The sequence below is a fragment of the Microbacterium sp. P5_E9 genome (assembly GCF_054049175.1).
Genome location: NZ_JBFUMV010000002.1, coordinates 562,128 through 579,574 on the forward strand (window position 1 = coordinate 562,128; position 17,447 = coordinate 579,574).

At 67.1% G+C, this 17,447-nt stretch carries 21 protein-coding genes; 10 read left to right on the top strand and 11 right to left on the bottom strand.

All coding sequences use genetic code 11. The features are described 5' to 3' along the window. Positions 1 to 63: 63 nt before the first annotated feature. Entirely contained in the window at positions 64 to 840 is a 777-nt protein-coding gene (locus ACXJ3V_RS06025) for a ZIP family metal transporter (RefSeq protein ID WP_457099350.1), read from the bottom strand. A gap of 188 nt (positions 841 to 1,028) precedes the next feature. Here ACXJ3V_RS06025 and ACXJ3V_RS06030 point away from each other — a divergent pair, with 188 nt between their 5' ends. Both ACXJ3V_RS06030 and ACXJ3V_RS06035 read left to right on the top strand, forming a co-directional pair. Further along, positions 1,029 to 1,640 (top strand): DedA family protein, encoded by a 612-nt coding sequence (locus ACXJ3V_RS06030; RefSeq protein WP_457099351.1) that lies wholly within the window; start codon positions 1,029 to 1,031, stop codon positions 1,638 to 1,640. A 456-nt stretch (positions 1,641 to 2,096) separates the two neighbouring features. Continuing rightward, positions 2,097 to 2,390 (top strand): HigA family addiction module antitoxin, encoded by a 294-nt coding sequence (locus ACXJ3V_RS06035; protein ID WP_457099352.1) that lies wholly within the window; start codon positions 2,097 to 2,099, stop codon positions 2,388 to 2,390. Positions 2,391 to 2,526: 136 nt separating this feature from the next. On the opposite strand, the gene ACXJ3V_RS06040 is transcribed toward ACXJ3V_RS06035, so the two are convergent. Then, positions 2,527 to 3,180, bottom strand: coding sequence for a DUF6226 family protein (locus tag ACXJ3V_RS06040; protein ID WP_457099353.1), 654 nt, complete (start codon positions 3,178 to 3,180; stop codon positions 2,527 to 2,529). Positions 3,181 to 3,282: 102 nt separating this feature from the next. Here ACXJ3V_RS06040 and ACXJ3V_RS06045 point away from each other — a divergent pair, with 102 nt between their 5' ends. Then, positions 3,283 to 3,510 (top strand): FitA-like ribbon-helix-helix domain-containing protein, encoded by a 228-nt coding sequence (locus ACXJ3V_RS06045; protein ID WP_457099354.1) that lies wholly within the window; start codon positions 3,283 to 3,285, stop codon positions 3,508 to 3,510. Next, the gene (locus tag ACXJ3V_RS06050) at positions 3,507 to 3,920 is read left to right on the top strand and encodes a PIN domain-containing protein (RefSeq protein ID WP_457099355.1); all 414 of its coding nucleotides are present in this window, start codon (positions 3,507 to 3,509) and stop codon (positions 3,918 to 3,920) included. The genes ACXJ3V_RS06045 and ACXJ3V_RS06050 overlap by 4 nt, the downstream gene beginning before the upstream one ends. A gap of 321 nt (positions 3,921 to 4,241) precedes the next feature. On the opposite strand, the gene ACXJ3V_RS06055 is transcribed toward ACXJ3V_RS06050, so the two are convergent. The 4 genes from ACXJ3V_RS06055 to ACXJ3V_RS06070 all read right to left on the bottom strand — a co-directional run bounded on the left by ACXJ3V_RS06055 (position 4,242) and on the right by ACXJ3V_RS06070 (position 6,176). Beyond that, positions 4,242 to 4,571 carry a hypothetical protein gene (locus tag ACXJ3V_RS06055; protein ID WP_457099356.1) on the bottom strand — a complete coding sequence of 110 codons (330 nt, stop codon included), beginning with the start codon at positions 4,569 to 4,571 and terminating at the stop codon, positions 4,242 to 4,244. A gap of 90 nt (positions 4,572 to 4,661) precedes the next feature. Further along, positions 4,662 to 5,120 carry a group II truncated hemoglobin gene (locus tag ACXJ3V_RS06060; protein WP_457099357.1) on the bottom strand — a complete coding sequence of 153 codons (459 nt, stop codon included), beginning with the start codon at positions 5,118 to 5,120 and terminating at the stop codon, positions 4,662 to 4,664. Positions 5,121 to 5,163: 43 nt separating this feature from the next. Further along, entirely contained in the window at positions 5,164 to 5,685 is a 522-nt protein-coding gene (locus ACXJ3V_RS06065; RefSeq protein WP_457099358.1) for a DUF1697 domain-containing protein, read from the bottom strand. Positions 5,686 to 5,828: 143 nt separating this feature from the next. Continuing rightward, positions 5,829 to 6,176, bottom strand: coding sequence for a DUF7882 family protein (locus ACXJ3V_RS06070; protein WP_457099359.1), 348 nt, complete (start codon positions 6,174 to 6,176; stop codon positions 5,829 to 5,831). A gap of 342 nt (positions 6,177 to 6,518) precedes the next feature. Between ACXJ3V_RS06070 and ACXJ3V_RS06075 the strand changes: the two genes are divergently transcribed. Then, positions 6,519 to 6,911: a MarR family winged helix-turn-helix transcriptional regulator gene (locus ACXJ3V_RS06075; RefSeq protein ID WP_457099360.1), complete on the top strand. Its 393-nt coding sequence runs from the start codon at positions 6,519 to 6,521 to the stop codon at positions 6,909 to 6,911. An 8-nt stretch (positions 6,912 to 6,919) separates the two neighbouring features. Here ACXJ3V_RS06075 and ACXJ3V_RS06080 read toward each other — a convergent pair whose 3' ends face one another. Continuing rightward, on the bottom strand, positions 6,920 to 7,264 hold the full coding sequence (locus ACXJ3V_RS06080; protein WP_457099361.1) for a hypothetical protein: 345 nt from the start codon (positions 7,262 to 7,264) through the stop codon (positions 6,920 to 6,922). Positions 7,265 to 7,604: 340 nt separating this feature from the next. On the opposite strand from ACXJ3V_RS06080, the gene ACXJ3V_RS06085 reads away from it, so the two are divergent. Then, the gene (locus ACXJ3V_RS06085) at positions 7,605 to 8,279 is read left to right on the top strand and encodes a VOC family protein (RefSeq protein ID WP_457099362.1); all 675 of its coding nucleotides are present in this window, start codon (positions 7,605 to 7,607) and stop codon (positions 8,277 to 8,279) included. An 11-nt stretch (positions 8,280 to 8,290) separates the two neighbouring features. Here the strand turns inward: ACXJ3V_RS06085 and ACXJ3V_RS06090 are convergent, their stop codons facing one another. Further along, positions 8,291 to 9,214 (bottom strand): S1C family serine protease, encoded by a 924-nt coding sequence (locus tag ACXJ3V_RS06090; RefSeq protein ID WP_457099363.1) that lies wholly within the window; start codon positions 9,212 to 9,214, stop codon positions 8,291 to 8,293. 149 nt (positions 9,215 to 9,363) lie between these two features. Here ACXJ3V_RS06090 and ACXJ3V_RS06095 point away from each other — a divergent pair, with 149 nt between their 5' ends. Beyond that, entirely contained in the window at positions 9,364 to 11,433 is a 2,070-nt protein-coding gene (locus ACXJ3V_RS06095) for an MDR family MFS transporter (RefSeq protein WP_457099364.1), read from the top strand. A 20-nt stretch (positions 11,434 to 11,453) separates the two neighbouring features. Here ACXJ3V_RS06095 and ACXJ3V_RS06100 read toward each other — a convergent pair whose 3' ends face one another. Continuing rightward, entirely contained in the window at positions 11,454 to 11,813 is a 360-nt protein-coding gene (locus ACXJ3V_RS06100; protein WP_457099365.1) for a histone-like nucleoid-structuring protein Lsr2, read from the bottom strand. A gap of 33 nt (positions 11,814 to 11,846) precedes the next feature. Continuing rightward, positions 11,847 to 12,701 (bottom strand): LuxR C-terminal-related transcriptional regulator, encoded by an 855-nt coding sequence (locus ACXJ3V_RS06105; protein ID WP_457099366.1) that lies wholly within the window; start codon positions 12,699 to 12,701, stop codon positions 11,847 to 11,849. 113 nt (positions 12,702 to 12,814) lie between these two features. Between ACXJ3V_RS06105 and ACXJ3V_RS06110 the strand changes: the two genes are divergently transcribed. From ACXJ3V_RS06110 to ACXJ3V_RS06120, 3 genes are read left to right on the top strand one after another with little or no spacing between them, the layout of a single operon-like run. Beyond that, positions 12,815 to 14,755 carry an AMP-binding protein gene (locus tag ACXJ3V_RS06110; RefSeq protein WP_457099367.1) on the top strand — a complete coding sequence of 647 codons (1,941 nt, stop codon included), beginning with the start codon at positions 12,815 to 12,817 and terminating at the stop codon, positions 14,753 to 14,755. Positions 14,756 to 14,799: 44 nt separating this feature from the next. Continuing rightward, on the top strand, positions 14,800 to 15,150 hold the full coding sequence (locus tag ACXJ3V_RS06115; RefSeq protein WP_457099368.1) for a DUF485 domain-containing protein: 351 nt from the start codon (positions 14,800 to 14,802) through the stop codon (positions 15,148 to 15,150). Then, on the top strand, positions 15,147 to 16,772 hold the full coding sequence (locus tag ACXJ3V_RS06120) for a solute symporter family protein (protein ID WP_457099369.1): 1,626 nt from the start codon (positions 15,147 to 15,149) through the stop codon (positions 16,770 to 16,772). The genes ACXJ3V_RS06115 and ACXJ3V_RS06120 overlap by 4 nt, the downstream gene beginning before the upstream one ends. 64 nt (positions 16,773 to 16,836) lie before the next feature. Here the strand turns inward: ACXJ3V_RS06120 and ACXJ3V_RS06125 are convergent, their stop codons facing one another. Continuing rightward, on the bottom strand, positions 16,837 to 17,346 hold the full coding sequence (locus ACXJ3V_RS06125) for a methylated-DNA--[protein]-cysteine S-methyltransferase (protein ID WP_457099370.1): 510 nt from the start codon (positions 17,344 to 17,346) through the stop codon (positions 16,837 to 16,839). Positions 17,347 to 17,447 lie beyond the last annotated feature (101 nt).

Below are 17,447 nucleotides of genomic sequence, written 5' to 3' on the forward strand. Positions count from 1 at the left end.
CGGGAGTGTCAAGGTGCTCACAAGACCCTCTTCGTGCACGCGCCGTGCGTGGGAAGGTGCCTCTTATGCCCCGGCGGCGACGAGGATCCCGTCGGTGAGGAAGCCGGCCATCAGCCCGAGGAATACGCCATACCCGACGAGTTGACTGCGGCGCGCCCGGGCGGCGACGCCGAGGAGTTGGATCACGACGAAGATGATCGACCCGGCAGCCAGGGACAGGAACAGGATGCTGAGCTGTTCGCTGACGAAGGTCCAGCCGATGATCGTGCCCACGAATGTGGGACCGCCGCCGATCAATGCGAGAAGCAGCAGGAAGCCCCACGACGGGCGGCGCTCATCGCCGGCGAGGGGTGCAACGATGCCGAAACCCTCCGTCGCATTGTGCAACGCGAATCCCACGACCAGCACCGTCGCCAAAGCGATCTGACCTGTCGCCGCCGACTGCCCGATCGCGAGCCCCTCAGCCATGTTGTGCAGCCCGATCCCGATCGCGATCAGCACCGCAAGCCGTCGCGGAGCCGGCTCACTCGGGTCCTGGGACCGCTGCGCCAGTCTCTGAAACAGCGGAATCGACAGCAGCCCGACCGCGATCCCCACCACGAACAACAGCCCGTTCGCCAGTAGCAGGGCAGGGTTGGACCCGTCGGCGAGCAGCGCGTCGATCGGCTCCCACGCTGCCGAGAGAACGTCCCACACCAGAAAGAGCAGAACGCCGACAGCGCCGGCGCTGAGCATCACCCGCAAGCCCACTGAGGGTGACCGCAGCCTTCCGATCGGCATCCCCAGCAGAATGGTCGCCCCTGCGACGATCCCCAACAGCACCACAGCTCCGAACGACACTCGACTACTCCTCTTGTTAGGTGACCCTAACCTTAGGCATGACAGCGACGATCGAAAAATCCGATGTCACGGGCGGGCGCACTCGCTGAGGGTCGGATGGGCGCGGTCTGAACGATCTCTCAGATTCGGCGGGGTCTATTCGCCCATTCGCTCAGTCCCTTCATGAGGCGGCACTCTAGGCTCGCCGAATGGACCTCATCGGCACGCTGGCGGGATTCGGCCCCATCGCTCTGCTCATGGTCTTCGCGATCGTCTTCATCGAGAATGGGCTGCTGTTCCCGTTCCTTCCCGGCGACAGCCTAGTGTTCGCCGCAGCGATCCTGGCCGGCGCGTTGAATGTGCCCTGGCCGCTGGTCGTGCTGATCACCGCGATCGCTGCGATCGCCGGGGGTGAGGTGGGATTCGTCCTAGGTCGCCGCTATGGGCGCAGCCTCTTCCGGCCGGGCGCCCGAGCGTTCAAGCCGGAGTACCTCGAACAGACGGAGGCGTTCTTCGAGAAGTGGGGCAGAGCTGCACTGATACTTGCCCGGTTCGTGCCGATTGTGCGCACATACATCGCGCCTGCCGCCGGGGCTTCGACCATGCGGCATCCCGTCTTCAGCATCTGGAATGCCGCCAGCGGGGTGATCTGGGCGACCGTGCTCGGAGTCGCGGGCTACCTGCTCGGGTCTATCCCGTGGGTCGCATCCAATATCGAGTGGATCATGCTCGGGATCATCGGCGTCACCGTCGCACCCGTCGTCATCGCCGGGCTTGCCAAGCGCCGCCAGAATACTGCGGTAAGCGAATCCACTGGCTGACCGCCGACGGCTTCGGCGATGGCACTCCAAATCTCTATCGAGCGCAGACCGGGACGACGGAACCACCCAATTTGACTACGACCTCGCAACGAACGACCGCTGTCCGACGGGTGGCAGAAGTGTCAATCCTGTTCTGGGCGACCAAAGCCGCTTCCACAGCCTTGGGCGAGGCGGTGTCGGACTTCTCGATCGGGGTGCTCCCGCCCCGTCGTGGCGGTGCTTCTCGGGTTCGTAATGTTCGTCACCGCCCTCGCGTGCCAGCTCACCCGCCGCGGCGCGTGGCGGTCTGAGTGCTGTTGCCAATCGAAACGGCTGACGTGAACTGCAGGGGCGCGGCGCACTCCTTCGGAGCACACCGCCTCGGCCCGCGTGGTTGCGTAAGCACGTCTCGTGCGATCCCGCACCCATGACGCGGCGCGTTATACCCTGGCGGAGCACGGAGGGAGGTGCAGAGAAATGCGGAAGGTCGCCCCGATTCAGCCAGGCGAGGTGTTGATGGAGGAGTTCATCGTGCCGCTCGGCATCAATCAGCATCGACTGGCGGTGGCCATCGAGGTGCCTCCACGGCGCATCAACGAGATCGTGCACGGCAAGCGGCGCATCACCGCCGACACGGCATTGCGCCTCGGGCGCTACTTCGGCACGTCCGCACAGTTCTGGATCAACCTGCAGAGCAACTACGACCTCGAGATTGAGCGCGACGCGCTCGGCTCAGCGATCGACAATATCCACCCGCTTGAGGCGTCATAGGGACTTCGAGTCGTGCGCGGGAAGGGGCGATTGGTTCGCAGCCGGCGTCAGGAAGCAGATCGACGTGGACGCCGTCGACCCGGTGCAATGCATACTTGCCGACGAAATCAACCCAACGACGACAAGGTCGTGTTGATCAAGAATCTGAAGCCGAGTGGGGCCAGGCCGACCACCCTTCGGAGAGGCTGCGGAGGATCGGCTTGGCCGCTTTGAGGCGCTCCGCGGGGATGTCCTGCGCGCGGCAACGCCCACCCCGCCAACCGCCGTCGGGGTAGGTGAAGGTGTGCTCGACCCATGGCCGTAGCCCGCGTTCGATGACCTCGCGATAGTTTCCGGTGACGACTGCTTGCACCTGGCGCTCCATGTCGTCGGCCTCAGCGTCCCAGGTGGAGTCGCAGGCGTCGCAGCCGCAGACAGGGTACTGAAAGTCGTGGAGCAGTCCGGCATGCATGTAGATCCCCGGGTAGGCGGTGAAGACGAAGGTCAGGGACGCGCAAGCCGGGTCATTTGGTCGAATCCGTACCGCACGCACCACGTCGGGACCTGCGGGGTGCAGCAAGTCTCCGGTCGTCTCTTCGCCTTCGTGGACTTCGACGTCGTAGGTGTTGCGCAGGTGCGCGATGAGGGCGTCGGCGACGGTGTGCAGTGGCGCGAAGCGCTCCGGATGCGTATCTACCGAGTAGGTGTCCACCGGGGGCGACCCGCCCCACCGATTCCCATAGCTGATGACCTCACCGTCGGCGTCACGAAACACCGGTGCATCGATCGACGGGCGCTGATAGGCGATCACCGCCTCATCCTCTCGCACCCGCGCGCGCATCAGTTCGGTCCGACCCGAGCACACCGCCTCGGCGCGCCCCGGTGCTAGCATTGCTGTCAGGAGGTGGGTGTTGTGGCGACGTTGACTATTCGGAATCTGCCGGAGACTACACGGCGTGCTTTGAAGGAGCGTGCCGCGGCGCATAACCAGTCGATGGAAGCGGAGGTTCGCGACATCCTCGCCGGAGCGGTCAGTGCTCCACCGGATTTCGTCGCGGATTGGGTCACCGCGGCTGCTTCGTTGCGCGGTGAGTTCGATGTGCCCGATCGCTCGCCCGCCCGAGGGATCGACCTATCGTGATCGTCGCTGACACGAACGTGCTGTCCGAGCCGCTGCGCTCGGTCCCCGATCCGCGTGTGCTCGCGTGGCTCGCCGACCACGGTGGGGAGATCGCGCTGACCTCGATCACCGGGGGTGAACTTCTGTACGGGGCGCAGCGTCTTGCGCCTGGACGGCGGCGGGATCAGCTCTTATCGGCGATTGATGCGCTCGTCTCGGCATCCGGTGATCGTCTGCTCGCCTACGACGCCTCAGCGGCGCGGCATTATGCGGACGTCCGTGCGCGGCGTGAAGCGGCGGGGCATGCGGTGAGCGTGGAAGACACCATGATCGCCGCGATCTGCCTCGCGGGCGGTCACGCGCTCGCCACCAGAAACACACGCGACTTCGCCGATGCCGGGATCGTCCTGCACGACCCATGGGAAGGCTGAAGACTTCGCCACGACGCTGGACCGCGAGGTTTGACCGTCTGCCCACACTTTGCCCACACTCGTCAGAAATCGAACCAGATCGAGCCCGATCGAGTGCAAGATCGAAGAACGAAAAACCGCGGAAATACGCGGAAAAACCAGCATTTCAGATCGAGTCAAATCCGGTCAGCGGGACTTCGAGTCCCTCCAGGGGCACCGCTGTTTTTTCCCTTTGACCACGGCCTTCACATTCGCGCCCGAGCTGATCGCGAGCGATGCGGCGGGCTGTCCGAGTCGAGTCGGTGCGCCACGCACTAGCGCGGTGCGCGGGGTTCTTCTCGGCTATGAGCAGGACGGGCAGCCGGTGCCGACGGGGTGGAGGATGAAGTGCACGTCGCACATCACTTCGTTGCGACGGGTGCGGGTCGGGTCGTGCTTCTCCCACTCCTTGCCGTTCGCGTGCTCGGGGCAGTACGACCGCCACTGCGACTCGCCGCGCCAGTGGTGCCTGATCTGCACCAACTGATCCACGGGGAAGCGGGACGCCTTGCCGCACACGGAGCACCAGTGCTCGGTGAAGGTCGGATTGATGTCTGCGAACGGGTACGCAGTCTCGAACGCCATGTTGTGCCCGGCCCACTTGTCCTCGCCGGTGGGGGTGGTGTCTGTCACGACGCCCTCCTCAGCGCAACCTGGCTGTCGTCCTTGACGACCTCGATGGTCGGCATGTTGATCTTGCTCTCTTTCTGCTTGGGTCGTTGGTCAGGATGTGTCGACGAGTCCGGCCCACGACCACTTCGGGATCTCCAGGTGGTCGGGCACATCGTCTGCGGAGCGTTGGTAACGGGACATCGTCGTCGTCGTGGCCCAGGCGAAGTAGTCGTGGAGCACATGTGCGACAGGATCTGCTTTGCCGAGACCGACGTCGATCAGGGCCTGGTCGAAACAGACGATGGCTCGACGATCCATCTCGTCGTGAGGGCCGCCGTTGCCGCTGTGCAGCCGCACGACCGACGTTTCGTCGCCGTACAGGGCTGAGAAAGTCGCCGGTCCTCCTAATGCCTCTGCCCAGTACGCCGCCAGTCGCTTCGTGTGCTCGGGATGAAAGCCATGGCTGAAGGCGTGGCTGACGACTTCGTCGGCGATGACCCGGGTATGCCACGCGCCGGCCAGTCGCTCGAGTCCGTCGGCGCCACCCGCAGCCTCGTAGACGGAAACCATGCGCCCAGTGTCGCACTTCTGCGATCGCCGCGAGCCAGGTCCGCTACTCACCGAACCGGCTGATCAGTCGCATGAGGGTGGGCAGCCCTCGGGAGGTGGCAGGACCGCCGGTGAGGGTCTCGACGACGCGGGTGGCGTGACCTTCGCCGTCGATCCGGTTGCAGATGATCGCCCAGCCGGGCCCGGCGTCGACGATCTCGCAGCGGCGCCGGTCAGCTTCCTTGGTCATCTCGGGAGCCATGAGATCGAGCCGGCCACCGCCGTGAAGCGTGAACTCGTATCGAGAGAGGTCCACGGCGTCGCTGTGCCGGTCTACCACCTCCGCCAGCGAAGCAAGCGGGATGCAGAACACCTCCCGCTGATGTCCCGATCGGGCGGCGATCGCCACGGCCGCCCTCTCGGCAGCTTCGACCGGATCATCCGCGTCGAACAGAACAGTCCCGTTGCTCTGCAGCAGCTCGACGTCACGGCATCCGGCGTCAGCGAAACCCGCGCGGATGTCGGCGGTCCTCGGGTGACCCCGCTGACCCTGGTTGACGTTTCGCAGGAGGGCAACCCAGCGCATGTGTCGAGGTTACGCGCGGCACGACGGGACGAACTTCAGTTCGACCTGGGCGGAGGCCCGTGCTGGGATGCCGTGCGGTCGGGTGATCTCCGTGGGGGCAGTTCCGGGTCACGGCTTCGCGTCAGGACTGGATCGGCGAGGGGTCAGGCCACTCGTGCTGGTTTCGGTGCGGTGAGCTCGTGAAGGTCCGCGTCGAGGTCTTCGGCGAGATCCAATGTCAGGCCGGCCGCGGAGTTCGCACGCTCGGCGAGCTCACGCAGGTGGACGCTGCTGAGTTCTTCGGGGGCGGCCTGATCGAAAACGAACCGCAGCGGGATGGCGGGCTGGAGCCAGATGGTGGTGCGCGCGCCGGGGGTGTCGTCGACGTGTTGCCAGCTGACGGTGAAGCACTCGCTTCTCCGCAGCTTGGTTGTCGCGATGATCTTGAGGTACGCAAGCTGCCGGTCGGGGATGATGATCGCTTCGGCATTGCCGTAGAAGAGCTGTCCCATGATCTCGGGGCTCAGCTGGCGGACGAGATCGGGAACGCGATGGCGCTCCAGATCTTGTGCAGGATCGTGGGCCGGGGCACGAACGTGGCACGGCGGCGGGGTCGGGATCGGAGAGATCCTCCAGAGCTGCTGTTCATGTCAGCTCCCTTCTGTTCGGATGTCGTCGCCTACCTCGACGGGACACCTCGACCATAGCAGATATCTAGCTTTTCTAACTAATAAATCTAAACATCAGATTGCTTAGCTAAAGTTGCTAAGCTATCCAAGGGGATCGATTAGCAAGGGGAGGTTGAGGGCATGGCAGACGCTTCATCGTCGGCGACTCTGGGTCGCGCGCTCCGGGTGTATCTCGACGCGCGTAACGCGGCGATGATCGCGGCCCGGCGCCGTTTGAACATCAACGAGATGGATGCGAAGGCGCTGATGTTCATCGTGGATAACCCAGGAACTCGCCCCACGACCCTGCGCGACTATCTCGGCATCACGTCGGCCGGCATAACGACCCTGATCGATCGCCTGGTGGACCGGGGTGCCGTGCGGCGTGATATCGACACGGTCGATCGACGAGTGAACCGCATCACGGCGACCATCGACACCGCCGTTGAGCCGTGGTCGGCGTTGAGCAGGTTCGACGACGAGTTCGACACGGCCGCCGGAGGGATCGATCCCACCCGGACCGAGGAGTTGGCGGCGATCTTGAACGATCTGACCGCCGCAGTCAGTACCAGCGGCTGAGCGGGAGATCAGGCTCGGCGGCTGCCGATGTAAGACTGTGACTTCGCCTGCAGGAACGTGCATAGCGCGGAGAGCGTCGCCAACTCGCCGGACAGGCTGAGCAAGGCGGCGGAGTCGAGCACTTCTTCGGTCTCACGAGGTTCCATCGTCGCCACCCATGACGTGGCATCGGCGCCGGCCGGCTCGATGGACACGAACGTCGCCGCATTGGTGAGGCGGAAACCCACCAGTCCGGTGTCGGCGCCACCGGCGCCGTCTTGCACGATCACCTTCAGCGCCCCCGAAAGCGGGTACCCGAGCTCGCGGAACTCGTCGAGCCACGACTCGAGAGTCTCCAGGTTCCGAAACGGCATCCCAATCTCCTCACTGCCTGTTCGGTTGTCTCAAAGATTATGCCGCCTGTGAAGGCTCCCTAAAGCCCATCGGCACAGCGCTGTGGACGCGGAGCCCTGGCCCGCTGAGCGCGCCCGAGAGCACTAGCGGCACGCGAGTGTCGTCGTGACCATACTCGCCGGCCTTCCGTCCCCCCGTCGCATCCGCAACGGGCATCCCGGCGAGCACATCGGGCTGACCTGAGGTCACGCGCGGAGCTGGGCTGGATGCGTGTGCCGCGGCCTCCGAGTACCGTGTAGTCCGCGTGCGGTCATCGGTCCTGGAGGGCGTAGGACTCCGCCGGCTTGCGAGGGAGTTTCGATGGGCGAATCGACGAGCGGATCGGGGTGGATCTCCCCGGCCGAATTCCACCGGGCGCCGGACGTCTCCGACTGGCGTGTCACCGGCACCGGTCCGCAGACCGTCTTCACCGCGACCTCCCTCTCCCACGCCGCGAGCCTCATCGCTCCGATCGTGGGGGCTGCCGAGCGCTTCGGCATCCTGCCCGACGTCGACGTACGTCCCGAGGCAGTCATCGTGCGCGTCCCCAACCGCAGCGAGGAGGGCATCCCCGCGGCCGCCGCCGAGTTCGCTGCCGTCGTGTCCCGGGCCGCCGCGGAGCTGCGGCTGACGCCCGATCCGTCGAGCGCGCAGTCGATCGGCATCTACGTCGCCCAGCACTCTCAGGCCGACGCGAGGCCGTTCTTCATGGCCGCCTTGGGCTACGAGGCGCTCGGAGAGACGGACGCCGTCGATCCGCTGCGCTGCGGGCCGCAACTCGCGTTCAACCCGATCACCGGGGACTCACCAGCGCGAGGCCGGACCCACTTCGATGTCTTCGTATCAGCCGACCGGGCCCGTGCACGGGTGGATGCCGCGATCGCGGCCGGAGGCAGGCTCGCCGACGGTTCGCACGCTCCCGCGTGGTGGTCGCTCGCGTCGCCCGACAACCATGGAGTCGACATCGCGTCCTGGACCGACACCTACGACGGCTGACGGGGGCTGAATCAGCCGACGCGCAGCTCCTCAGGCTCCACCACGACGTCCACCAGCGCGCCGTTGCGCCACACCGTCAGCTCGATCCGCCGCCCGATCGCGTGCTCGACCATGAGCCGCTGCAGGCCGGTGGGGCTCGTGACATGCACATTGTCGACGCTGATCACGATGTCTCCGCGGCGCGCGCCGGCGGTGGCTGCCGGACTGCCCGGCACCACGGCGGCGACCTGCATCCCGGTGCGCGATCCGACCCGCGCGGCCAGTTCGGTACTCAAGGTGATCTGAGCACCGGCGACGCCGAGCCATGCACGCCGGACGCGACCGCTGGTCATCAGTGTCCGGATGATCTCCTGGGTCGTGACGTTGATCGGCACGGCGAGCCCGAGGCCCACCCCGGCGACCGCCGTGTTCACGCCGACCATGCGTCCCGCGCTGTCAGCGAGCACCCCGCCGCTGCTGCCAGGGTTGAGCGAGGCATCCGTCTGGATCACCTCGTCGACCACGCGCCCGGACTGCGTGGGGAGGGACCGCCCGAGAGCTGAGACGATCCCCGCGGTGACGCTGCCCGCCATCCCCATGGGATTGCCGAGCGCGACTACGAGCTGCCCGACCCGCAGCTTCGACGCGTCCCCGAGCGGAACCGGTGGTGGCGTGCTCCCGTCGGCGCGAAGCACGGCGAGATCGGAGAGCGGATCGCTGCCGACCACGCGGGCCGCCAGCACGGAGCCGTCCGAGAAGGCCACCTCGGCCCGATCCGCGCCGGCCACGACGTGCGCACTCGTCAGCAGGTGGGAGTCCGTGGAGATCACCGAGGCGCTTCCCGCACTCGCTCCCCGCGCGGAGCGCACCGACACGGCGGCGACGGATGGCAGCAGCGTCTCGGCGATCCGCACCACCGCGGAGGAGTATGCGTCCAGCGCCTCTTCCTCATCCATGCCACCATCTCAGCACTGCGCCGAGCAGCCCAGGCCGGGTTCGCCGACAGCGGATCCACCGCGCCCGACGTCCGGCCGCGCCTTTAGGCTGTGACTCAAGACTGACGACGCTGGAGTCGCCATCGTTACCCGAACTCATCGAGGACTCCATGTCAGACGTCGCAGCGAAGCCGCAGACCGGGCCCACCGGGGCCGCACCGGTGATGACCCACCGGATGATCCTGTTCGTCATGTTCGGGCTGATGGCCGGCATGTTCCTCTCGGCCCTCGATCAGACCGTCGTCGGCACGGCGATCCGCACGATCGGCGACGACCTCAACGGGCTCAGCATGCAGGCGTGGGTGACGACGTCGTACCTGATCGTCTCGACGATCTCGACGCCGATCTACGGCAAGCTCTCCGACATCTTCGGCCGTCGACCGCTGTTCATCTTCGCGATCGTCATCTTCATCATCGGGTCGATCCTTGCCAGCTTCTCGACTTCGATGACCGAACTCGCTGTCTTCCGCGCCATCCAGGGATTGGGTGCCGGCGGCCTGATGTCGATGCCGCTGGCCATCATGGGCGACATGCTCGCCCCTCGCGAGCGGGCCAGATATCAGGGCTACTTCCTCGCGGTATTCGGCGTCTCGAGCCTGCTCGGCCCGCTCATCGGCGGACTCTTCGCCGGCGCCGACGAGATCCTCGGGATCGCCGGCTGGCGCTGGGTCTTCCTCATCAACGTGCCGATCGGGCTGTTCGCGCTCGCGATCGTCCTCCGCTTCCTGCACCTCCCGCGGCATCCGCGCGAATCGGTCCGCATCGACTGGTGGGGCGCCACCTTCGTCATCATGGCGCTCGTGCCGCTCCTCCTTGTCGCCGAGCAGGGCCGGGTGTGGGGCTGGGGCTCGCCGCTCTCGATCGCCTGCTACGTCATCGGCGTCATCGGCGTGATCGCGTTCGTGATCGTCGAATCCGTGATGAAGGATGATGCGCTCATCCCGCTGAAGCTCTTCCGCTCGTCGACCTTCTCGATGGCGACCGTGATCGGCGTGCTCGTCGGCTTCGGCATGTTCGGCGCGATGCTGACGATCCCGCTGTACCTGCAGCTGGTGCTCGGGTCCACGCCGACCCAGAGCGGCCTGCAGATGCTGCCGATGATCGTCGGCATGATGACCGCCTCGATCCTCAGCGGCCAGATCATCGCGCGCACCGGCCGCTACCGGATGTTCCCCATCATCGGGACCCTCTGCCTGTCGTTCGGTTTCTTCTGGCTGACCTTCCTGCAGTACGACCGGTCTTACTGGTTCATCGCGGGGGCGATGCTCTTCATCGGGCTCGGCCTCGGCCAGCTCATGCAGACCCTCACGATCGCCAGCCAGAACTCGGTAGGCCTGCGCGACATGGGTGTTGCCACGAGCGCGTCCACGTTCTTCCGCCAGATCGGTGGAACCCTCGGCACGGCGGTGCTCCTCTCGCTCCTGTTCGCCTCGATGCCGACGAACATCCAGGCCTCGTTCGCCGACGAGGAGACCCTCACCGACGCACTGGATGCCGCCTTCGACCCGTCCGTCTCATCGGCGCCGGAGAATGCCGAGATCATGGATCAGATCTACGGCCCGATCGTGACGCAGGTGACGGACGCGACGACGACGAAGATCGAGGGCGGCCTCACGGCCGCATCGGATGCCGCCACCAAGGCCGTGGCAGACAAGGTCGCGGCCGGCGAGATCCCGGCGTCGGCCCAGCCGGCGGCGGAGGCTGCCGCGATCGCGCAGGCCCAGCAGGCGGCGGCCGCGCAGATCGAGATCGAGATCCCGGTCGCGAGCATCGCGGACGACGGCACCGTGACCCTGGACTTCTCGGACGACGCGGCGCGCGAGGACTTCGTGGCGGCGCTCGTGCCGACTCTCCTCGACCAGTTCAACGGCTCCGGCGACGATTCGGCTGTCGGCGGGGACGCCCTCGACGACACCTCGTTCCTCACCGGCGCGGCCGCCGAGCTGACCAAGCCGATCCTGGTCGCATTCAACGCATCTGCGGTGACGGTCTACCGCGTCGCGCTGTGGGTCGTGCTCGTCGCCTTCATCCTGTCGCTCTTCTTCAAGACCCCGCCGCTGCGCGCGAAGTCAGCGCTGCAGGAAGCGGCCGACGACGCGGCCATCGATGCGAAGCGCGCTGCCGATGAGGCGGGTGCGCCCGTCGAGCCGGACTTGGTCGCCACCAAGCCGGTCAGCTGACGCCCTGGGGCGTCGTGCGGCTAGTGCGCCGCCTCGTACGCGTCGATGACGGACGCCGGAACCCGGCCGCGCTCTGAGACCTGATAGCCGTTGTCCCTGGCCCACTTGCGCACCGGTCCGAAGTCGCGCTGACCACTGCGACGCTGCTGGCGGGCACCAGCCGATCCACCCCTGGACGCGGTGGCGCGTGCCCCGGAGATCGACCGGGCCGCGTCGCGATAGGGAGAAAGCGCGGCGCGGAGCGCCGCGGCATTGTCGTCGGTCAGGTCGATCTCGTACGCGACGCCGTCGAGCGAGAAATGCACCGTCTCGCCCTCTCCGACCTCGAGTATTGTCCCGTCGAGGTCGTCGACGAGCTGATGCACGATTCTGCGAGCCATGGAGCCACCCTAGCCAGCGCTCGCGGGCGGGGACTAGGGGAGAAGCCCGACACGCCGCGCCTTCGCGACTGCGGAGTGCCGCGTCGAGGCGTCGAGCTTGCCCATCGCAGACTGCAGGTACGACTTCACGGTGGCCTCCTTCAGGGCGAGGCTCGAGGCGATTTCCGCATTCGTCGCGCCCAGCGCAACCCGGGCGAGCACATCCGTCTCCCGCGGTGAGAGGGTGACATCGGTTTCGGCGCCACCGGAATCCTGCGCCGACAGCGCCGCGAGGCGCCGCTCCAGGTGCTGCAGCCGCTCCCGCACCTGTGCGTCCTGAACGGACGCGGTGATGCTCCGCAGCTCCGCATAGCTCTCACGCAGCTCTTCCCGGGCCGCGGCATCCATCCCCTGCAGCTCGCTGCGGCGAGGTGCGAGCGCGACGCGCCGCGCGACCTCGTCGCGGATGCGGAGCTCACCGCCGGTCGCCTCGGCGATCGCGAGCGCAGGCTGCAGAGCGAGGTCTCCGACCGGCGACTCCGACCACGCGCCCAGATACAGGATGCCGCGCGCCGTGCCCGCGACGACGAGCGGCATCGCGAACAGCGTCGAGATCCCCTCGCCCAGCACAGCGCCGTCGTAGTCGTGGGTGATGCTGCGTGAGGTGCGGTAATCGACGGCCAGGCGAGGACGCTTCTCGATGAGGGCGCGACCGCCGAGACCGCGCTCGGAATGGACGACGAGCCCGTGCAGGTGGCGGGTCCGGGTGCCTGCGGTCGCCGTGATCTCGACGGAGCGGTCATCGGCGAGTCCGCCGAAGGCGAGGGGGAACTCGGTGCGTCGCACCAGCTCTGCGACGGCGCGGGCGATGAGATCACGGTCGCGGTCGTGGTCCGCTTCTACATCCACGGACTACCTACTTCTGGGGGTGACGCCAGCGTCGAGTTGATTCGTAGCGTCGACCATACCACCGGGTCGACAACGGACGTCCGCTCGGGGAAGGCACCCGAAGGAGAGCGCCGATGGTCGATTACCACGCAGAATGGCGGCGCAGTCTCGACGAGCCCGCCGCATTCTGGCTCGATGCCGCAGCCGCGATCGATTGGACGGTGCCGCCGCGCCGCGCGCTCGCCGAGAAGGATGCCGAGTGGAGCTGGTTTCCGGATGGCGCGCTGAACCTGAGTGCGAACTGCCTCGACCGTCATGTCGAGGCGGGCAGGGGAGATTTCGTCGCGCTCCGCTACCGCTCGGCCATGACGGGCACACATAAGGACTACACCTTCGAACAGCTGCGCGACCGGGTCGCCGAGTTCGCGGGAGCCCTCCGCGAACTCGGGGTCGACCGAAGGGACCGCGTGCTGCTCTACCTGCCGATGACGCCGGAGGCGGTCATCGCGATGCTCGCCTGCGCGCGGCTCGGCGCCGTGCACTCGGTGGTGTTCGGAGGATTCGCGGCCACCGAGCTCGCCGTGCGGATCGCCGACGCACGGCCGACGGTGCTCGTGACGGCCTCGGGGGGACTCGAGCCCGGCCGCATCGTGGAGTACCTGCCGATCGTGCGCAAGGCACTGGAGGCGGCACCCGGGATCGTCCGCACGGTCGTGGTGCGCGATCGTGCGGCCGTCCCCGGATGCGCCGCCGACTTCGCCGGAACGGTTGACGGCGTCCGCTGGTGCGATTGGGACGAGGTCGTCGCGGCAGCGCATCCGGTCGCACCGGTGCCCGTCGTATCCACCGATCCGCTGTATGTCCTCTATACCTCCGGCACCACTGGTGACCCGAAGGGGATCGTCCGCGACACCGGAGGCTATGCCGTGGCGCTTGCCTGGGCGATGCGCAACATCTACGACATCGGACCAGGTGACACGATGTTCACCGCCTCCGACGTCGGGTGGGTCGTCGGACACTCCTTCATCGTCTACGGACCGCTCCTGGTGGGAGCGACGACCGTGCTCTACGAGGGCAAACCGGTGGGCACGCCGGATGCCGGGGAGTTCTGGCGGACCGTGCAGGAGTGCGGCGTGAAGGCGATGTTCACGGCGCCCACGGCGCTGCGCGCCATCCGTCGCGTCGACCCAGACCTCGAGGAGCTGCCCGAGGGTGCACTGTCAGGTCTCAAGACGCTGTTCCTCGCCGGCGAGCGGCTCGACACCGAGACCTGGCACTGGGCGAACGAAGGCCTCGGCGTGCCGATCGTCGACCACTGGTGGCAGACCGAGACCGGCTGGCCGATCTGCGCGAACCCCATGGGGTTCGAGCCGCTCGCAGCCAAGGCCGGGTCGACGGCGGTGCCGATGCCGGGCTACGACGTGCGCATCCTCGACAGCCGCGGCCGGGATGTCACCGGCACCGGCCCGGGCGGCGCTTCGCCCGAGGGGAATATCGCGTTGCGCCTTCCCCTTCCACCCGGCGCGCTCACCGGCATCTGGGGACGCCTGGAGAGGTTCCGCGAGGCGTACCTCGATGCGTTCCCGGGCTTCTACGCGACGGGCGATGCCGGATACATCGACGCGGACGGCTATGTGTTCGTCATGGGTCGCACCGACGACGTCATCAACGTCGCGGGACACCGGCTCTCGACGGGCTCGCTCGAAGAGGTGCTCACCCGCCACCATGCCGTCGCCGAGTGCGCCGTCATCGGCGTGCACGACGCGCTCAAGGGACAGCGGGCGGCCGGCTTCGTGACGCTCAAGGCGCACGAGCACATCGATCACGACACCCTCGAGGCCGAACTCGTCGCCCTCGTACGCGAGCACATCGGACCCGTCGCCGCGTTCCGCGACGTCATGATCCTCGACCGGCTGCCCAAGACCAGATCCGGCAAGATCCTGCGCAAGACGATGCGGCAGATCGTCGATGGCGAGCCATTCCGCACCCCCGCGACCATCGAGGACCCCACGGTCCTCGATGCGCTGGTCGAGGCCGTCCGCGGCCGCGACCGCGCGCTGTACGACGCCCGCTGAGACCATCTCAGCGGCGACACCACAAGGCAAGGAGGCCTTCAAGAATGTCCGAATCCCCCACCGAAACCGCCCCTCCGGGCGGCCTCGACTACCTCGCCGAGGAGCGTACGCCGCAGTTCCTCGAGCTCAAGCGAAAGCACCGGAGCTTCGTGTTCCCGCTGTCCGTGGCGTTCCTCGTCTGGTACTTCGCGTTCGTTCTGCTTTCGTCCTTCGCGCCGGACTTCATGGCGCAGAAGGTCTGGGGCCTGGTCACACTGGGGCTGCTTCTCGGCCTCGGTCAGTTCGTCACGACGTTCGCGATCACGATGTGGTACGTCTCGTACGCGAACCGCCATCTCGACCCGCTCTCAGCGCGGATCCGCGCTGACCTCGAGGGTCAGGAGGCGGGCGAGTGAACGAATTCTTCGGCGCTGTCCACGCCACCGTCCAGACGGTGGAGAACAACCCCATCCTCAACATCTCGATCTTCGCGGCCTTCGTCGCGGTGACGCTGCTCATCGTCATCCGCGCGAGTCGCAACAGCAAGACCGCCGCGGACTACTACGCCGCCGGCCGGTCGTTCACGGGGCCGCAGAACGGCTTCGCGATCTCGGGCGACTACCTGTCCGCCGCATCCTTCCTCGGCATCACCGGGGCGATCGCGATCAACGGGTACGACGGATTCCTGTACTCGATCGGCTTCCTCGTCGCGTGGCTCGTCGCGCTCCTGCTCGTTGCCGAACTCATGCGCAACACCGGCAAGTTCACGATGGCCGATGTGCTGTCGTTCCGGCTGAAGCAGGGTCCGGTGCGCATGGCGGCTGCCGTGACGACGCTCGCCGTCTGCCTCTTCTATCTGCTGGCGCAGATGGCCGGCGCAGGCGGTCTGGTCGCGCTGCTGCTCGGCATCAACGACAAGCTGGGTCAGTCGCTCGTGGTCGCCGTCGTCGGTGTGCTCATGATCATCTACGTGCTCATCGGCGGCATGAAGGGCACGACCTGGGTGCAGATCGTGAAAGCCTTCCTGCTCATCGGCGGCGCGCTCGTCATGACGGTATGGGTGCTGGCCATCAACGGATTCAGCTTCAACGCCCTGCTCGAGAGCGCGGTCGCGGCATCGACGACCACCCCGAAGGACGCGATCCTCGGCCCGGGCCTGCAATACGGCAAGAACCCGTGGGACTTCATTTCGCTCGCGATCGCTCTGGTGCTCGGCACGGCGGGCCTGCCGCACGTGCTCATGCGCTTCTATACGGTCCCGACCGCCAAGGAGGCGCGCCGCTCGGTGGTCTGGGCGATCTGGCTCATCGGCATCTTCTACCTGTTCACGCTGGTGCTCGGCTACGGAGCGGGCGCCCTCGTCGGTCCCGACGTGATCAAGGCAGCGCCGGGCGGCGTCAACTCCGCGGCGCCGCTGCTCGCGCTTGCCCTCGGCGGACCGCTGCTGATGGGCTTCATCTCGGCGGTCGCGTTCGCGACGATTCTCGCGGTGGTGGCGGGCCTCACGATCACCGCGGCGGCCTCGTTCGCCCATGACATCTACGCGAGCGTCTGGAAGAAGGGCAACGTGCCCCCGGACGGCGAAGTGAAGGTCGCTCGTCGCACAGTGATCGTGATCGGGATCCTGGCTATCCTCGGTGGCATCGCGGTGCAGGGTCAGAACATCGCGTTCCTCGTGGCTCTCGCCTTCGCCGTCGCGGCGTCGGCGAACCTGCCGACGATCCTGTATTCGCTGTACTGGCGCCGGTTCACGACCCGAGGCGCGGTATGGAGCATGTACGGCGGACTCGCCGCGGCGATCATCCTGATCCTGCTCTCGCCCGTGTTCTGGGGCACCGAGACCAGCGTCTTCAAGAACGTCGGTGTCGCGATCTGGCCGCTGAACAATCCGGGGATCGTCTCGATCCCGCTCGGGTTCTTCCTCGGCTGGCTCGGCTCCATCGTGTCGAAGCCCGGCTCGGAGAACCGCCGGCGCGCCGCCGAGATGGACGTGCGTTCGCTGTCGGGACACGGCGCCGAGAAGGCCACGACCCACTAAGGACGTGGAAGCGGCCCCGATCGGACCCTGGGGGAGCCGATCGGGGCCGCTGCGCGCGGACGGCCTACTCGTCCGCGGCGCGCTCGAGGTCGAGCAGGAATCGCTTGACCTCGGGCCGCCCGCCGTACTCGCCGAGCGAGCCGTCGGCACGGATGACCCGATGGACCGGGACGACGAGCGAGAACGGCGTGGTCGCACAGGCGGTGCCGACGGCCCGAGCCGCTCGTGGGCTGCCCGCTGCGATGGCGATCTCGCCATAGCCCGCGGTCTCGCCATAGGGGATGTCGCGGATGGCCTCGAGCGCGGCACGGTGGAAGCCGTTCACGAGCCTCCAGTCGAGGGTGACGTCGAAGTCACGGCGGACGCCCTCGAAGTACTCGTCGAGTTGCCGATCGATGTCGCCGCCGGCCGAATCGTCCGGCTCGGGGGCGCTGTGCAGGGCGGCGGCGACGCGGCCGACTGCGACGTCGACCGGCCCATCGATCGGATGAAGGGCCACGATCCCGCTCGGGCCGGCGACGATCAGCACATCACCGACGGGGGAGGGGTGCACGCGGAAGGAGGTTTCGACCATGGCTCCATCCTGGCGGCACCCGCAGCGCGGCACCCCGGCCGCTTCCGCCTCGGTGCACTCGGCGCGCGCCGAGTGCCCTGTGGAGGAAGCGCTGATCAATC

Bases quoted from the DNA above. Each gene is read 5' to 3' on its own strand.
- ACXJ3V_RS06070 (WP_457099359.1), bottom strand. From the start codon at position 6,176: ATGGGACAGCTCTTCTACGGCAATGCCGAAGCGATCATCATCCCCGAC.
- ACXJ3V_RS06035 (WP_457099352.1), top strand. From the start codon at position 2,097: ATGCGGAAGGTCGCCCCGATTCAGCCAGGCGAGGTGTTGATGGAGGAG.
- ACXJ3V_RS06095 (WP_457099364.1), top strand. From the start codon at position 9,364: ATGTCAGACGTCGCAGCGAAGCCGCAGACCGGGCCCACCGGGGCCGCA.
- ACXJ3V_RS06060 (WP_457099357.1), bottom strand. From the start codon at position 5,120: ATGGTTTCCGTCTACGAGGCTGCGGGTGGCGCCGACGGACTCGAGCGA.
- ACXJ3V_RS06080 (WP_457099361.1), bottom strand. From the start codon at position 7,264: ATGCCGTTTCGGAACCTGGAGACTCTCGAGTCGTGGCTCGACGAGTTC.
- ACXJ3V_RS06030 (WP_457099351.1), top strand. From the start codon at position 1,029: ATGGACCTCATCGGCACGCTGGCGGGATTCGGCCCCATCGCTCTGCTC.
- ACXJ3V_RS06115 (WP_457099368.1), top strand. From the start codon at position 14,800: ATGTCCGAATCCCCCACCGAAACCGCCCCTCCGGGCGGCCTCGACTAC.
- ACXJ3V_RS06110 (WP_457099367.1), top strand. From the start codon at position 12,815: ATGGTCGATTACCACGCAGAATGGCGGCGCAGTCTCGACGAGCCCGCC.
- ACXJ3V_RS06090 (WP_457099363.1), bottom strand. From the start codon at position 9,214: ATGGATGAGGAAGAGGCGCTGGACGCATACTCCTCCGCGGTGGTGCGG.
- ACXJ3V_RS06100 (WP_457099365.1), bottom strand. From the start codon at position 11,813: ATGGCTCGCAGAATCGTGCATCAGCTCGTCGACGACCTCGACGGGACA.
- ACXJ3V_RS06085 (WP_457099362.1), top strand. From the start codon at position 7,605: ATGGGCGAATCGACGAGCGGATCGGGGTGGATCTCCCCGGCCGAATTC.
- ACXJ3V_RS06065 (WP_457099358.1), bottom strand. From the start codon at position 5,685: ATGCGCTGGGTTGCCCTCCTGCGAAACGTCAACCAGGGTCAGCGGGGT.
- ACXJ3V_RS06125 (WP_457099370.1), bottom strand. From the start codon at position 17,346: ATGGTCGAAACCTCCTTCCGCGTGCACCCCTCCCCCGTCGGTGATGTG.